Genomic DNA, 17,203 nt, shown 5'->3' with positions numbered 1-17,203 from the left:
TCCACCCTTCTTCCTTCCGACTCTATAAATAGTCAGACGAAGCTCAAGGCTAGCTAACGGGCTAGGGACCGGCGAAAGATTATCCCTTTCGCTGCTCAGCAGGTAGTAAATGATGTGCTCATACTAGGAAGCTTACAGCCAATGACTTCCCTCTCTAAAAAGTTGATACACAAAATTCTTATCCTCATCAATGCATTTTTAGATCAATTATGCCTCGGCATAATTGCATCTGGAATCGGCTTTGTGATTGCACAAAGTACTCCTTTCCGATTCCGTGACATCCGCCGGAGGCATTAACTTCTTTCAGCGGGTGTTTGCACAGCCTGCTGAAAGAAGTTAATTATTATATGAGACAGTATACGCTCGATTGTCGTAAAATGCAACTGGCAATCTTACATCCGTCGATTTTTGCCGCGCATTTCAATTGGCTCCGTTATAGCTTTTATACGTTCCATAATTCGTCCTGCTTTGACAACTTCGATATCACCTTTTTGTGATTGTGCTAAATGGTGTTCCAGTTCATCATAATTAAAATTTGAAGTTATAAATGTTGGTAATTGCTCTGCCATACGATAATGGAAAATAGTTCCCAAAATTTCATCCCTTGTCCAAGCGGTCATTGTTTCGGCTCCTAAGTCATCAAGCATAAGCACGGGTGCCTTTTTCACATAGTCTATTTTTTCATTCAATGTATTATCGCCAATGGCATTTTTCATTTCTCGTAAAAATTCAGGCACAAAAACAACTACTGAACGGATTTTTATAGAGGCTAATTCATTAGCCAAGGCGCCCAATACAAAGGATTTTCCTACACCAAACTTTCCGTATAAATAATAGCCCTTTGCGGGAAGCTTCCCTGATTCCACTGAAGTCTTGACAAATTGTGCCGCTTTTTGTGCAATCATAACGCGAGATTCGTCGTCAATCATTAAATCCTGAATTGTTGCTTGGAGCACATCTTTAGGCATATGCATACTCGCAATCATATTGGCTACATTCCGGTGCTCATCCTCACGTATTTTTTGCTCACAACGCACATAATCCATTTCAACTGTATTTCGAACTACACGTAAAGTTGGTATAAAACCTTTTAAATAGTTTGTACAATGATCCGTATTGTCACAGCCACAGCAAACAGTAGATTGACTAATAAATTCATGAAGCTTCGGTAAATTACGCTCAATGGAATCATAGCTTAACTCTTTTGCATGCGCTGCTAAAAAATCTTGCACACGAGGGTTTTCCAAAATTTCTCGACGCATCGCTTCGTAACGCTCTTGAAATGACGGTACATTAACTGCTCTTTTTAATGGTCCATTAATTTGTTCGATTGTCGTTCACCCTCCCTACTTATCACTTTTCCCTAACATTTCTAATATCTTTTGCCGTTCTTTTTCAAAATCTATCGTACTTGAAGTGCTTTCCTCTTGCTGCTCGTTACGTTTGTAAAACCATTCGGGTACCTTCTCTTCGCGTTGCTTTCCTGAACGTCCTTTGACATTTTGGCTACTTTTACTTGTTGTTTGTGGCTTGTTTTTCCAAGTAGTGTATTTATCATGCTCCTGACGTGCGAGCTCCATTGCTTCCTTAGCTGTTTGTATATTTTTGCGTACCCAATGATCGGCAATCGTCTCCACATACTTTTTAGGTAGCTTCATATCAGTTGTAAGCATAACATATTCCAAAAGAGCGTTAACAACGCCAACTGGCATTCCATGTTGAACTATTAGATTTTCAGCAAGCTGCACGGAAGTTTGTAAAGGTTCTTTACCATTATTTATATCCCGTAAAACTTGTACTGGTGGAGTCGTCTCTAAATAATACTGAAGCTCCGAATCCCTTGTTTTTTGCCCTTCTTCTTTAAGAGTTAATGGCTCAGTGACTCTAGCTAACTTTGGCGGTTCTTTTGATACTGTTAGCTTATAAAAATCTGCAGCGGCCTTACGCAATCGTTCCTGTGAAATGCCTAAGTCATCATCCAAAGCAAGAATCACTACTTTTTGCATATCCAGTGCAGTTAAGTGATATAAGAATGCTAGTTTCGCTATATTTTCACGTACTTCAAGCGTTAGCAAACTGGCAGGCACTAATTGCTCCGATAACCCTGCTTTAAGAAGCTCAAAATCAAACTGATCAAAATAAAATGGATATATTTTTGAATGAGTATCCTTGCTGCTGTTACTAGCTTGTAAGTCATCTGGAATATTTGAATTTACAGGCATATAAACATCAACAAAAGCACGAGATATATCTTTAAATTCTGCATCTCTTGCAGGAGCTATAAAGCGCTGGCGCAGTTTCCGATAAGCTTGCTCTCCTATTTTACTAAATAAAAACATGGATAACAGCGGGTCTTTCATAAAGCTATCTGCATCAAGTGGACGTATCAGTTCATATAAAAAGCTTCGCTCTCCCGCATTTTCTTTCTTCCATGTACGTAATAAGCCAATCGCTTCAAGCGCTATTCGTGCCTCGAATATTTTACCTATCGGAAGCCCTAAAACATTCATTAAATAATAATGTGTCATTTGCTGATATGGTATTTGCTCGGCTTCTGCCCAAAGTGTTAAATAAAGGCTAATCGGCTCTGCTCCGGTTAATGGCTGATAAAATAATGTCACTAATTGACGTTCCTGTGTAGATAATGCATGAGGTAAACGAATGTCAAAAGAATCAGCAGGCTGCAACTCCTTATACAAATGAATCAACGACATTCACCCTCTCTGTATTTCTTAAGATTTTTGCTCTGTCTGACGCTGAATAATGTCTTTAATTTCTTCAATAAAGACATTGATATCCTTAAATTGACGATAAACCGATGCAAAGCGGACATAAGCAACCTCATCGATTTTCGCTAGGCGGTCCATTACCATTTCCCCAACATCCTCAGAGCGTACTTCTGAATTACCAATACGACGAAGGTCTTTTTCAATCGATAATACTAGTCCCTCAAGTACATCTAGAGCAACTGGACGTTTTTCACAAGCACGAATAAGCCCACGAAGTACCTTCTCACGGCTAAACTCCTCACGTGAACCTTCTTTTTTTACAACAACAAGTGGTGTCTCTTCAATTTTTTCAAACGTTGTAAAGCGGAAGCCACATGACTCACATTCACGACGTCTACGAATTTCTTTATTATCATCTACTGGCCTCGAATCCACTACACGTGTTCCGTTAAATTGGCAAGATGGACATCTCATATCATTACTCTCCTGATTTCACAACAATTTAATATTCTTATTATAACAAATTTCCCACATGTAAGAAAAGCGCATTCACGCTAGTGTGCTCATGATAAACCCTGAAAGCAGAAAGTACAAGTATAGATGCCAACAATTTTTAAAGGAAATCCCCTTTTAAAGCTAATCCAAGAAACTATAACTCTAACAAAAAAGCACATCGAAACCACTTGGATTTCAATGTGCTCAGTATAATTATTATGCGTTAACTGTTTCTAAAGCGTTTGCCACTTTTTTCACAAGATCTACTACACGTGCAGAATAACCCCATTCATTGTCGTACCAAGCAAGTACTTTTACTTTGCGGCTACCCATTACCATTGTCGAAAGTCCATCAACTGTAGAAGAGTAAGTTGTTGTATTGTAATCAGAAGATACTAGAGGCTCAACTGAGAAGTTTAAAATCCCTTTCATTGGTCCCTCAGTAGCAGCCTTTACAAATGCAGCATTGACAGAATCTACTGTTACATCTGTGTTTAAATCCACTACAAGGTCCACTAAAGATACGTTTGGTGTTGGAACACGAAGTGACATGCCATGAATTTTCCCTTCTAATTCTGGTAATACCAATTTTAATGCTTTTGCAGCGCCTGTAGATGTTGGAATGATTGACTGCGCACAACCACGTGCACGACGTAAATCTTTATGTGGATTGTCTAAGTTCTTTTGGTCATTTGTATAGGCATGGACAGTTGTCATTAAGCCATTATCAATACCAAATGTGTCATTTAATACTTTAGCAACTGGTGCTAAGCAGTTTGTTGTACAAGAAGCATTTGAAATAACATCATGTTTTGCAATATCAAGTTTATCGTCATTTACACCTAAAACAATTGTTACGTCCTCGTTTTTACCTGGTGCTGTTAAAATAACTTTCTTTGCACCTGCTTCTAAGTGCAGCGCTGCTTTTTCACGATCATTAAATTTACCAGTTGCTTCGATAACAATACCTACACCCATTGTAGCCCATGGTAATTTTAATGGGTCACGCTCGCTAATAATTTGAACACGTTTACCATTTACAATTAAAGCATCTCCTGCTGGTTCAACCGTACCTTCAAATGTTCCGTGATTTGTGTCATACTTAATCAAATGTGCTAACGTTTCTGCTGGATAGCTCGCGTTAATAGCAACAATATTTAAACCTTCTTGTACGATCGCTTGGCGGAAAACCATACGTCCGATACGTCCGAAACCATTAATAGCAATTGATACTGTCATTTATAAAATCCTCCTGTGAGTACATACTCATATTAATTATATACTTTATGGTGATTAGTATAACACAATTTTAAAAAAGATGAACATTATATACTCATAATATTAAAGTTCTTATTTTCTGAAAAATAATTTTGTCAAATTTTGTCCTTATTATGGCGTAAGCAAACATAAAAAATGCATAGCAAGATATGCTTGCTACGCATCAAATAATGAAAAAATGTCTTTATTTACAGGTACTTTAATTCACTTCTAAAACGTCCCATTTTGCAAGAATTTTTTTCAGTTGCTCCTCTGTCTGTCCTAAATTTTCATTATTGTAAATTACTGCATCTGCTCCCTTTTCCTTCACTGACATCGGGAGCTGTGAATGCATTCGTGCTAATGCATCCTCTTTCGACAAATTGTTGCGTTCCATTAAGCGACGAAGCTGAACTTCCTCACTCACAGAAACCACAATGATTCGCTCAACGAAATGCTGTAACTTACTTTCAAATAGGAGTGGAATATCCATCACTACATACTTGTTACCAGCCTCTAAATAGGCATCACGTTGGCGCAGCATTTCCTGACGAATAGCTGGATGCATAATATCATTTAAAATTTTGCGCTTTGCAGGCTCATGGAAAATAATATCACCAAGTTTAACACGATTTAAAGTGCCATCTTCCAGCAAAATATCTTGTCCAAATTGCTCAGCGATTAATGTTAGTGTCTCCGCTCCTGGTTCCACAACATCGCGTGCTACAATATCTGCATCGACAATTGGCAAACCAAGAGCTGTTATCATTTTCGCAACAGTACTTTTTCCACTCGCAATACTTCCTGTTAATCCGATAATCATCGCTTAATCCCCTTTAATGTTGACAATTTGGGCAAAAGACAGACGTGCGCCCACCAATCGTCATTTGGCTCGTTGCTGTATCACACACTGGACACATCTTCTTCCCATACATTTGCAGTCGATTCTGCATGCTTCCAGCCTCACCATTAATATTACGATAATCTGAAATCGTTGAACCTCCTGCGTCAATGCTTTGGCGCAAAACAGTAACAATCGCTTCAAATAGTGCTCGTTTACGCTCTTCACTAATACGGTTCATTTTGCGAGCTGGGTGAATTCTTTGAGCAAATAATGCCTCAGTTGCATAAATATTGCCACAACCTGAAATTACCTGTCCATCCATTATGACTTCCTTTACGGATTTTTTCTCATATTTCGGTAATGTTGATTGCGCAATAAAATAATCGCAAGCTAATTCATCAAATGGCTCTGGTGCCATTTTTGTTAACGGTACATGGTCTTCAATTTTTTCTAAAAAACGAAGTTCACCAAAACGACGAATATCTGAATAAATTAAATAACCGCCATCTGCCATTTGGAAAGTTGCATGTATATGCTTTTGAAATTTCGCTTCATTGATTTCCTCTGGCGAATTTACCACGAACCATGCACCTGTCATCCCTAAATGACTAACAAGCACATAAGGTATATTCTCTTTCAGCATATGGAAAAAGATATACTTTGCACGTCTCTCGATTTTTGTAATGGTCATTTGAGTTAAGGACATTTCAAAAGCATCAGGCTCAGCTTGCTTGACAATACATTGTTTTCCTTCTCCAAAGGAAAAACGAATCACCTCAGATAGCTGCACCTGTTGGATTGTGCGTCCCTCAATTTTAGGTTTTAATGCCTGGACGACACCTTCAACCTCTGGTAATTCAGGCATTTGAACCCCTCCTTATTTTGCTTCGTACCAAGTTGCTCCATAGTTAAAGTCCACTTTTAACGGCACTGTGAGCTCTATGGCTTGCTCCATAACCTCTGGAACAATTTTTTCAAGCAATGCAATCTCTTCCTTAGGTGCTTCAAAAATTAATTCATCATGCACTTGTAATAGAAGCTTTGCCTGCATATTCTCTTTTTTCAAGCGAGCATCCATATCAATCATTGCTTTTTTAATAATATCCGCAGCACTTCCCTGAATAGGTGTATTCATGGCAGTACGCTCTGCAAAGCTTCGAATATTGAAATTGGAGCTCGTGATATCAGGTAAATATCGACGTCTATTTAAAATCGTAGTGACATAACCATTAAACTTCGCATCCTGCACAATATCATCCATATACTGTTTAACACCTGGGAAACTTGCGAAATATTTTTCAATAAATGTCGCTGCTTCCTTACGTGTAATATCTAGGTTTTGAGATAGGCCGTAATCACTGATTCCATAGACAATCCCAAAGTTAACTGCCTTCGCTGCACGACGCATATTACTATCAACTTCATCTGCTGATACATGGAATACATCCATAGCAGTACGTGTATGAACGTCCATCCCTTCACGGAAGGCCTCTACAAGATTTTTGTCTTCTGACATATGTGCCAGAACACGTAATTCGATTTGCGAGTAGTCAGCAGAAAACAGTATCCAGCCCTCTTTTGATGGTACAAATGCTTGACGGATTTTGCGCCCTTCCTCTAAACGAATAGGAATGTTTTGCAAATTTGGATCCGTAGAGCTTAGACGTCCTGTAGCCGTTAATGCTTGCTGGAAGCGGGTATGCACCTTGCCATCCTCATGATGAATTTCTTTAAGCAAGCCTTCAATATAGGTTGATTGTAATTTACCCAACTGACGATATAAAAGAATATGCTCAATAATCGCATGCTCCGATTTTAATTTTTCTAATACATCTGCCGCCGTTGAGTAGCCTGTTTTTGTTTTTTTAATAACTGGCAGTCCAAGCTTATCAAATAAAATTACGCCTAATTGCTTTGGTGAATTAATATTAAAGGCTTCACCAGCTTCCGCATAAATCTCTTGCTCAATAATAACTAATTTGTCATTAAGCTCTTGTCCCATTTTTTCTAACGTCGCACGATTAACTGTAATTCCTTCACTTTCCATCTCACCTAGTATAGAAGCTAGTGGGAGTTCAAGGTTTTTATATAACTCAAATTGTTCGTTTTCCTTTAGCAAAGATTCAAGCTTAGGCTGTAATGACCACACAGCAAAGGCTTTGCGGCTAGCGTGCTCGGCTAGTGCATCAATGTCAGGTATAGCTCGCTTGGCTCCCTTACCATAAACGGTTTCATTTGCCTGCACATCACGATAGCCAAGCTCCTTCGCAAGTGTTGCCACATCATCTCCGCTTAATCCAGGATTATTGATATAAGAAGCAAGCAATAAATCAAAATCAATACCCGCTAAACGAATCCCCGCACGTCTTAATGCTGCTTGGGCTGCCTTAGAATCTGACATATATTTTATTTTTGTCGCATCTTCTAGCCATAGACGAAGAACATCAGATTTAGCTACTTTATCAAAAGGTACATAAATTGGTTTCGCCCCATCTGTTAGAGCAATGCCAAGTTGCTGACATGTATGATAATGCTCGTCCTCCAGCTCCAAATGCACTGCCATAACATCCTTTAAGTGTTCTGGCTTTACTTCCTGCACAACTTCATAGTCAAATGGTGCTTGTTCTTCTTCTTGGACAGAAAAGTCACTTTTATCTAGCAGTGATTTAAAGCCAAGCTCCCGCCAAACATTCATTAACTCTTCTTCATTCGGACCAGTATAAGCAAGATCAGCAAGTGCAACCTCTATCGGTGCATCTGTAAAGATAGTTGCAAGCTTTTTACTCATGATTGCTTGATCTTCATTGGCTACTAATTTTTCTTTCATTTTAGAAGCCTTCAATGTATCCATCGCAGCATATAACGACTCTACAGAACCATGCTCTTTCAGCAATTTAACAGCCGTTTTTTCCCCGACGCCGGGTACACCAGGAATATTATCAGAAGCATCCCCCATTAAGCCTTTCATATCAATAATCTGTTGAGGGGTTAAACCGTATTTTTCTTCAATAAAAGCTGGTGTATTTTTCTCAATTTCAGTGATACCTTTTTTAGTAATGTACACAGTTACCTGCTCACTAGCGAGCTGTGTTAAATCCCGATCTCCTGAAACAATGATGACATTGATATCCTGTGATGAAGCTTCTTTAGCAAGTGTCCCTATTATATCATCCGCTTCATATAGCTCTAACTCATACTGTTTAATACCATATGCGTCTATAAGCTTTCGTAAATAAGGGAATTGCTCAGATAATTCTGGTGGTGTCTTTTGACGTCCACCTTTATATTCTGTAAAGGTTTCATGACGGAATGTTGTTTTCCCAGCATCAAAAGCAACCAATATTTTCGTTGGCTGTTCTTCCTCTAATATTCTTTGTAGCATTGTTGTAAATCCGTACACAGCATTAGTATGAATGCCACTATCATTCGTTAACAATGGCAACGCAAAAAACGCGCGATACGCTAAACTATTACCGTCCAATAATAGTAATTTTTCCTTTGTCATGATTTTATCCTCCTGCGTTGTCTTCTACTTAATTGTAAAACGAAAACGTATGTTTGAAAATGCCTCTTCCTTCTACTTTATCGGGAAAACAGCCATTTTGCCAACAATAACAATGCATTTCACTCAAAAAAAGCTTATTGTAACTTTAAACAATTACTCTTAGTGCTATCTAGTCCTTCAGCATTGCTACCCATAGGCAAAAAAGCCAACCGCTCATGGCGATTGACTTTATTTACTACTATTAAACGTTTGTGTTCTCCATTGTAAATGGTTCTTTCAAAAGATTATATTCAGGTTTACTTTCACGTTCAATGTGCACAAAGGTTGCAAATAATGGGACAGGACCATCAATTCGAATGACTACACTATTATCTGTACTGCTACTTACCGTTCCATAAAGTGGGGTTAATGAATCATTTATCATAAATATAAATTGCTCCCCTTCCGGTATCTCAATATTTGAAGTGAATGTTAGCCTTATATTCTCAGCATCTACATAAGAGACTTCATTAATAACAAGCGGTAGTGGTTGAACAATTGTCAATTGTGCTGATATTGCTGGCACAAGCTCTGATGTTTGCCCTGTCACAGGATCTGTATATGGAATAGTTTCATTTAATGGAATTGTTACTTGATTGTCAATGATTTGAATATTGAGTTTAAACTCCCTTAACATTGCGATAATCAATTCCTGCTCCTCAATAGTTAAAGGTTCTTGTTCTAGTTCGAATTCGTCCCTTAACATTTGTTCTATCGCTTCATATACCCTACCTACAGTCAGTTCCTCAATGTCTGGGATACTCGTAATCTCTTTGCTATTTAATAGACGTTGGATCGTTGCTTTCTCCTTCAACCCACTGATTGGTTGTACATTCATCAACTTCTCTAATTTTTCTGCCATACGATTAATATCTGTTTGTGTATTGGCAAGTAAAATATTCGTATTTGTTAAAGAAGCAACTCTCTGGTAAACCATAGGTCCTTGCGCTGCTTTAGTTACCATTGCTTCAGCTTCAGTAATTGCTACTTGCAGCGCATCTGTTGCTTTTTTAGGTATCCATTGCTGTGCCTGTGGAATTTCGTAGCCATTTTCAGATATAGCCTGATCTCCATTTTGCAATGCTGCATGTCGTTCCTTGGCATTACTAATCATCTTCTTAAGGGTTGTCATATCTACAGGAGTTGTTGTATTTCCTCCACCTGTGTTATTACCACCAGAGCTACTACCACTGTTACTATTTGAACCACTATCTGTTGCTTCCGAGGGCGTTGAGCTAAAAGGCGTTTGTTGCCCCTTAGCAGATGTTAATGTTTTAATTTGCCCTTGACGAACATTTGCAAACATTGCAAGTAGCGCTTCTCTAGAAATATCTGTCATCACATTATTAATGCGTACATTTGGACCTAGAGTGAAGGTTGAAACAGCAGGTGATGGTACAATGATATTCCCAATGTTTAATGTTCCATTAATTTGTAAAGCAGTCTGAATTAGATTTTTATAGTCTTCATTTTGTTGTTGCAGCTTTCTTGACGCTTCTTGTATCTGTCGTATTCTTTCTTCCATTTGTTTTGTTTGTTCGACTGAAGGGATAAATCCTGGCAAATTGGGTATCCCTGCTGGGTTATTGCTAGGTTGCGGCTGGTTTGATTGTACTCTTAGAGAAAGTAGCTCATTTTCTATTTGTTGTAATTTTTGTCTTAATAGCGTTAATTGATTATCTTGTACTGGTGTTCTTTTTACCTTTGTTAAATCATTAATTTGCTGTTGCAAACCTACTGTTTGAGTGGTTAAATCACTAATTCTAGTCAATATTGCTTTTTTCGCCTGCTCCTGCAGTTGTTGCTGTTCTCGTAAACTGGCTTGACTGGCTTCGAGTTGCTGTTGCATTTGTTGTAACCTAAAATCATACTCAGCACCAATGATGACCGTTCCAATATTCGCTGTTCCACTTAATTGTGAACCTTCAGGTGGAGACTCCCAATTAAGTAGGCTCACACTAGGTGCAATAATCTGTAAATCATTTCCTAGATGAGTTACGACTGGTAACGGTGAATCTGAATTAATAAATGCCCTTCCTTTTACAATTAGAGCTACAAATTCACTTCTAGTCATTTCTACAGAAATAGCATTTTCATTAATAACGGCTAATTTAGTAAGTGATGCCGTTCTTGATGCTTCAGCTTCTTCTAGTAGTAGCTCTCCTTTTACCTTTAGCTGATTCAGTGCTATAGAAGTTGTTCGCCCTAAGACACGAATATCCCCTGTGACGGTCATATTTTTCAGCTCAACAAAATCTGCATGAACTACGATATTGCCTACAGAGCTATTACCACCATCTAAGACAACATTTGCACCTTGTCTTCCAGATACGTTTAAGTCAATCGCTAACACCTCAGCAATTTCACCATTCACCACAATAACATCTAGTTGTGCATTTGCTAAAGCAGCAGCATTTTTATCATTTAAAATAGTCTGTGCATTCTTGCCAATCGGCCATTCTCGCCCTTCAATTGTTACCTGATTGTTGTGAATGCGCTCCACTGTAACGGTTGCCCCTGTTGTCGATGCTCGCTTTAAGATCTGCTCAGCTCTTACAATGAAGGAAGCAAGCTGTCCTCTTGTCACAAATTTATCTCCACTAAAAGTAGTAACCGATGTTCCTTTTGTAATCCCATATTCAAATAATGCTGTCACTGCCTGCTGATGTTCTGCAGTCACATCTGTAAAGGGTATTGACACACTACCAGATGCGGTAAGCCCTAATGACTTCGCAATGACCTTTGCCATGTCATTGCGAGTAATAGGATCATTTGGGTTTACTGTGCTATCAATAAGACCTGCTGCTTGCAATGCTACCCATTCTTGTTCATCACTCGCATCTAAATTGAGTATACCTGCAATGATTTTTGCCGTTTGCTTAAACGTGACAGACTCATTTGGCTTAAATGTACCATCTTGGAAACCATGAATAATATTACGCTGTGCTAAATCCATAATGGCTGCATAATGACTATTTGTCTCTTGTACATCTGAAAAATTGGTCGTTGCTGCCTCTACTGTAGTGCTTGTGCCTGTTATTATAGTACTTACTCCCACCGCAGTAGCTGCCGCTACTATAAATAACCTGTTTTTTTTCATCATTTTCCTCCTAGCAAGAAAGCCATGACCTCATAACGCATACTATTAATAAAAGATGAGTGACTGTCCTGCATTTTTTTATAAAATTCATTATTGAATAAAAATCCTCATCACGTTTATTACTCATGCTTTGTAGACGCAGCATCTCTATTTGCTGCGAGTTACTCTGGCCATCCATTTGATTTTTTAGGTTGATGATTTGTTTATCAAGCTCTGCATGATATTCTAATCTTCTTTAGATAAAGCGGCTTTTTCCTTATTTAGTTCTACAGGCTGTGCATTAAACTCAGCGATTTGTTAATTTCTTTGTCGAACCTTATTTAATTGAGATTTAAGCTGATCCGCTAATATCTGCACTCGCTGTGTTTGAACTGCCTGTAACACCGATTTAAGATCCATGCCTTGAAGATTTATGTTTGCAGAGGATTGCCCTGTACCACTTAACATTTCCCACTGTTGTTAATGCACTACTAAAAAACTACCCTCTCCATCAATACCTCCCAAATTTTTTATTGTTATATACAATTGGAAAATCCTAATCATCATACATAATAAAGGTTAAAATTAGGTTAAAAAATATAAATTTTCTTAAAATGAACGCTAATAGCCCACAACTGTTTTCAGTTCCCTATGTTGCTATTCGAAATCCAAAAATTTCCCCTCTTTAGCTCTGGTTGCACAGGGAGGATGAATTACAAAAAAATCACCTTACTTCCTAAATGTACTATAGAGAAAATAAAGACAATACTGATGAATGTTAATGATTTCAGTATTAATATTTAAAATGAGTACTCTAGCAAATAGATAATACAATTCGATTTAGCTATGATTAATCAGAAAGCGCTGTGTCCATACAACCATGACCTCAAGCTGTAGTTGGTCAGTCCTTCGCTCACATTAAAAAAACTTTCATTCAAAAGTGAGATTCTTTTGAATGAAAGTTCATTGATTTATGCCATTAATTTGATGTACGATAAAAAATTTCTTCATATATAATCGTTAAGATAAACGCATTCATAAAAGCAAACACTAAAAATAAGGGCATCCCACCCAATTGTGGCTGTGTCAGCTCCTTACTAAATACCATCACTGTGCTAATTTGTGATAAAAAGAAAATAAAACCAATACCAACTTGCCAAATAGGACGCTTGACCTTTCTTTTGTCATACCAAAATATTCTTTTACATACTTTTCGGAGATCCTCAGCGATAATTAGACTTAATAAAAACAAAGTGACAAAAAATACTGGTATATGATAAACACTTTTCGTTATCCATTCAAAATCTGATAGACGGAAGAAAAGTGTAAACAACGATGCAATACTACAGGCTATGCCTAAATTTTGTAGCCAAGTGCTAATTTGTAATTTCACAGCTATTACCCCCATTTTTTCATTCTAAACATCATTATTCTATCAGATAATAGTAATCTACGATATATAAATTTATAAATTTCTATTAATTTACAAATTAATATTAATCAATTTCGCCTTGGCGTAATTGCGTTCGGATTTTGAATTGTGCCCGCACAATTCATTCTTTTGAAAATTTGTGACATCCGCCGAGGACTTTAGGCCAACAGATGTTTTTTGTGCGAAAGCGTAGTGCTAACGCAGCGACAGCAACATGATGTTGGTCACTCAGTCGTGTGTTGCTGTCGCTTCGCTTTCGCACAGATAAATTGCCACAGGACGTGGCGTTCTTAGACTGAGTTCCTCTATTTAGTAGATGTTTGGACACCCACTGAATAGGAACCAATACCGCATTCATCTAACTTCCTGTAGAGGTGGGAGTCATCTGCTGAATGAGGATAAAAATTTATAAGTTTACACATTATCAAAAACAGAAAAGTCGCCACACCAAAATGGTAGGCGACTTCTTATTTTAATCCCTGCAAGGATTACAAAATCATTTGATATAGCCAGATAATATTTTTGCATACGGTGAGTTGGATGGCAAAATAATAACCGTATCTTCACCAACAGTTTTCTTATAGGATTCTAATGTACGATAAAGTGAGTAGAATTCAGGATCTTGTGAAAATGACTTATTATAGATTTTCGCTGCCTCCGCTTCTCCCTCTGCTTGAATTAATGCAGCATCTTTTTTAGCTGTTGCCAGCATTTCTTGCACTTTCCTATCTGTTTGAGCTTCAATACGACGCTTCTCTGCATCACCTTCTGATAGATACTTTTGAGCGATTGATTCACGATCCGAAATCATATTTGTAAATACAGCTTGCTCATTTTCTTTTGGCAAATCAATACGACGGATTCGAACATCTACAACCTCTATGCCATATTTATCTTGTGCAAGCAATTCATTCACACGTTCAGTAACTTGGTCATTAATACTCCCACGAGAAGAGTTTTCATCATTAATGATTTGTGTATATTCTATTCGCCCAAGTTCAGAGCGAATAACAGAATAGATAAACTCTTCCATACGAGATTCTACTTTTTCAATCGTACCTGCATTTGAAATTAATAACTTTGGATCTGTAATACGCCATACTGCATAATTATCAATAATAATTCTCTTTTTATCCTTTGTATTAATTTCCTCTTCCGATATTTCATAAGTCATTTGGTTTTTTGGTAATCTCGTTACACTTTGAATAAATGGAACCTTCATTTTAAGACCTGGCTCACGTTCAAATTTCACTACTTCCCCAAACTGCCGAACTACAGCATACTCAGATTCTTTTACAATATAAATATTTGCAAATAATATTATAGCAATGGCAAAAACAGCTGTTAAGGTTACAACAAGGGAAATATATTTCTTTGGATTCATCGGACCCTTTTTTGACATCTTGATTACATTATCCTCTGAATTTCCTTCTTTTGGAGTAGTATTTTTGGATTTGCCTGATAAAAAATTTAGGAATTTTTCAAGATCCTTATTTTTTTGATCCATTAGTTACCGCTCCCTTCTTTTTTCTCTTCTTGTTTCTGCTCTTGCTTTTGTTCTACGGGCTGCAGTGCCTGAAGAGGTAAGTATTTCATTGTGCTGCCATCATCATTCATCATGTAAATTTGTGCTTTCGGTAACACATTCTCAAGTGTTTCTAAGATTAAACGCTCACGTGTAATTTGCTGATTTCCTTTATACTGCTCATACATTTTATTAAAAACAGCTACATCCCCTTGTGCCTGCTCGATACGGGCTGTTTTTTCACCTTGTGCCTTCGAAATAATGGCGTCTTTTTCCCCTTCTGCCTCATTTGTACGTTGATTTTCATATTTTTCTGCTTGATTTATTTTAGTATTTTTCATTTCACGTGCATCTGTAACAGCTGTAAAAGCTGCACGTACATCAGCATTTGGTAATTCTACATCCTGTAATTTAACACCCAAAATACTTATTCCAATATCATATTTTTCAATAAGCGAAACAAGTAATGTTCTTGTGTTTGCTTCTATGTCCGCTTTTCCCTCTGTTAACGCAGCATCGATTTTGGAGCTTCCGATAATTGATCGAATTGCACTCGACGTAGCGCTATGTAAAATCTCTTCTGGGTCCTGAGCATTAAATAGAAATTTGTTCGGTTCTGTAATTTTCCATTGAACGACAAGATCTGTTAAGACAATATGTTCGTCTCCAGTTATCATTTTCGTTTCAGCATCATAAGCTTCCAATTCCCCTTTTTTATTTTGCTTATAGCCAAACTGTAAACTAAATGTTTCTTTTGATAAAACCTCAACTGATTGAACAGGCCAAGGTAATTTAAAATGTAAACCTGGTTCTGTTACTGTATCATCGGCACGACCGAATGTTATAACAACTGCTTGTTCTGATTCATCTACTGTGTACCAAGATGTAAATACAGCAATAAGTGCAACAATGCCGAAAATTCCAAGTACCACCATCATTAGTGTCCTTTTCACACTCATGTCTGTTCCTCCCTTATGCTTAGTACTATTGTATACGGAACACTTTTTAAAAGGTTTCAAAATATTTTAATAAACTAATATTTTATTGTAGGCAGTTTGACATATACCCCATTACATCAATATGGAGGTGAGAATCTCCAAGTGTTTCTGGCCTACCCTGCCAATTTCCTTTGACTAGTTCATTTTCCAGCATATACCACATTAAATAAAAAATCCTGTTACCATTTAAGGCAACAGGATATTAACAACTAGATGTTCAAATGCTGGGAACAATGTTGTGGAAAGTACGATGCTAATTAAGGCTGCTACAATCATTGCAAGGCTGGCAAAGGTACCCTCGAGCTCACCAAATTCAAAGGCTTTGGAGGTACCTGTACCATGCGCTCCCATTCCTAACATTAAACCTCTAGATGAAGGTCTGTGAAAGCGACACACTTTTATAACTAACGGAGCAAGCAGACTCCCTAATATTCCCGTTGTCATCACAAAAACGGCTGTCAGGGTAGGAGAGCCACCTATCATATTAGAAATATCCATCGCAATTGGTGTAGTAACCGAGCGTGGTACTAGGCTATGAACAAGCTCATCATTTAAGCCAACAACTAAAGCCATCATAAATGAGGAGATAATAGCGACGGCTGAACCAACAGCAATACTAAGAAAGATTTCAAAAGCATGTTTTTTTAATAAATTAAAATTTTTATAAATTGGAACAGCAAATGCAACTGTAGCTGGTCCTAATAAATTGGATAAAATATTAGCTCCTGCATTATAGGATTGATAGGAAGTACCTGTTAATAATAATAGTAAAATTATTATTATTGGTGTGACTAGCATAGGCGTTAGCCACTCCTTTTTATATTTAACATAAAACATTTTACACACGTAAAAAATGGCAACGGTCCCTGCTAAGCTTACTATAGCAATGAAAAAACTCATGCAGCATCACCCTTCTTTCGTTGCTCTAGCAACTGTGCTGTAAAGCCTGTTGTAAACATGACAACAATAGCACTCACGACAATCACTAGCACAACCTTCACACCCTGTACACCGAATAGAGCCTCATAATCGATTACACCAATTGCAGATGGAATGAAAAATAACAATAGCTCACCTAGCAATAATCCTGCTCCTAGCTCAATCCATTCAAGCTTAATGATATGAAACTGCAAAAGTAAAAACAATAAAACTAGTCCAATTATACTCCCAGGAATCGGCAAGTGAAGTAGGCGTGCAATACTATTTCCAACAAATAATAGTATATAAAGATAGCCGATTTGCACGATACTTTTGACGATTTTCATGGTCATCCTTCTCTCAATTTTTGTCCAGCTTCTAA

General features: G+C 37.6%; 13 protein-coding genes. All 13 read right to left on the bottom strand.

Annotated features, from left to right (window positions below; translation table 11 throughout):
• Window positions 1-392: 392 nt before the first annotated feature.
• Window positions 393-1,322, bottom strand: coding sequence for a primosomal protein DnaI (dnaI, locus tag ACQKIM_RS18250; protein ID WP_427546540.1), 930 nt, complete (start codon window positions 1,320-1,322; stop codon window positions 393-395).
• Window positions 1,323-1,346: 24 nt separating this feature from the next.
• Window positions 1,347-2,714: a replication initiation and membrane attachment family protein gene (locus ACQKIM_RS18245; RefSeq protein ID WP_427546494.1), complete on the bottom strand. Its 1,368-nt coding sequence runs from the start codon at window positions 2,712-2,714 to the stop codon at window positions 1,347-1,349.
• An 18-nt stretch (window positions 2,715-2,732) separates the two neighbouring features.
• Window positions 2,733-3,203, bottom strand: coding sequence for a transcriptional regulator NrdR (gene nrdR / locus ACQKIM_RS18240; protein ID WP_427546491.1), 471 nt, complete (start codon window positions 3,201-3,203; stop codon window positions 2,733-2,735).
• 237 nt (window positions 3,204-3,440) lie between these two features.
• The gene (locus tag ACQKIM_RS18235) at window positions 3,441-4,463 is read right to left on the bottom strand and encodes a glyceraldehyde-3-phosphate dehydrogenase (protein ID WP_427546488.1); all 1,023 of its coding nucleotides are present in this window, start codon (window positions 4,461-4,463) and stop codon (window positions 3,441-3,443) included.
• Between the two features lie 238 nt (window positions 4,464-4,701).
• On the bottom strand, window positions 4,702-5,304 hold the full coding sequence (gene coaE, locus ACQKIM_RS18230) for a dephospho-CoA kinase (RefSeq protein WP_427546485.1): 603 nt from the start codon (window positions 5,302-5,304) through the stop codon (window positions 4,702-4,704).
• A gap of 13 nt (window positions 5,305-5,317) precedes the next feature.
• Window positions 5,318-6,190: a bifunctional DNA-formamidopyrimidine glycosylase/DNA-(apurinic or apyrimidinic site) lyase gene (gene mutM, locus ACQKIM_RS18225; protein ID WP_427546482.1), complete on the bottom strand. Its 873-nt coding sequence runs from the start codon at window positions 6,188-6,190 to the stop codon at window positions 5,318-5,320.
• Between the two features lie 12 nt (window positions 6,191-6,202).
• On the bottom strand, window positions 6,203-8,830 hold the full coding sequence (polA, locus tag ACQKIM_RS18220; RefSeq protein WP_427546479.1) for a DNA polymerase I: 2,628 nt from the start codon (window positions 8,828-8,830) through the stop codon (window positions 6,203-6,205).
• Window positions 8,831-9,071: 241 nt separating this feature from the next.
• On the bottom strand, window positions 9,072-11,969 hold the full coding sequence (locus ACQKIM_RS18215) for an S-layer homology domain-containing protein (RefSeq protein ID WP_427546477.1): 2,898 nt from the start codon (window positions 11,967-11,969) through the stop codon (window positions 9,072-9,074).
• A 958-nt stretch (window positions 11,970-12,927) separates the two neighbouring features.
• On the bottom strand, window positions 12,928-13,341 hold the full coding sequence (locus ACQKIM_RS18210) for a DNA polymerase I (RefSeq protein ID WP_427546474.1): 414 nt from the start codon (window positions 13,339-13,341) through the stop codon (window positions 12,928-12,930).
• A 535-nt stretch (window positions 13,342-13,876) separates the two neighbouring features.
• Complete coding sequence (gene hflC, locus ACQKIM_RS18205) at window positions 13,877-14,887, bottom strand: protease modulator HflC (protein ID WP_427546471.1); 1,011 nt, start codon at window positions 14,885-14,887, stop codon at window positions 13,877-13,879.
• Complete coding sequence (gene hflK, locus ACQKIM_RS18200; protein ID WP_427546468.1) at window positions 14,887-15,864, bottom strand: FtsH protease activity modulator HflK; 978 nt, start codon at window positions 15,862-15,864, stop codon at window positions 14,887-14,889. Before hflK ends, hflC begins: the two co-directional genes overlap by 1 nt.
• Before the next feature lie 225 nt (window positions 15,865-16,089).
• Window positions 16,090-16,803, bottom strand: a complete 714-nt coding sequence (locus ACQKIM_RS18195; protein ID WP_427546465.1) for an LrgB family protein — start codon at window positions 16,801-16,803, stop codon at window positions 16,090-16,092.
• Complete coding sequence (locus ACQKIM_RS18190) at window positions 16,800-17,168, bottom strand: CidA/LrgA family holin-like protein (RefSeq protein ID WP_427546463.1); 369 nt, start codon at window positions 17,166-17,168, stop codon at window positions 16,800-16,802. Before ACQKIM_RS18190 ends, ACQKIM_RS18195 begins: the two co-directional genes overlap by 4 nt.
• Window positions 17,169-17,203 lie beyond the last annotated feature (35 nt).

The organism is Lysinibacillus sp. NPDC047702, assembly GCF_050272555.1.
In the GTDB taxonomy this organism is placed as follows: domain Bacteria; phylum Bacillota; class Bacilli; order Bacillales_A; family Planococcaceae; genus Lysinibacillus.
Note: the sequence above shows the minus strand (reverse complement) of the source record. Positions and strands in the feature narration are given on the sequence as shown.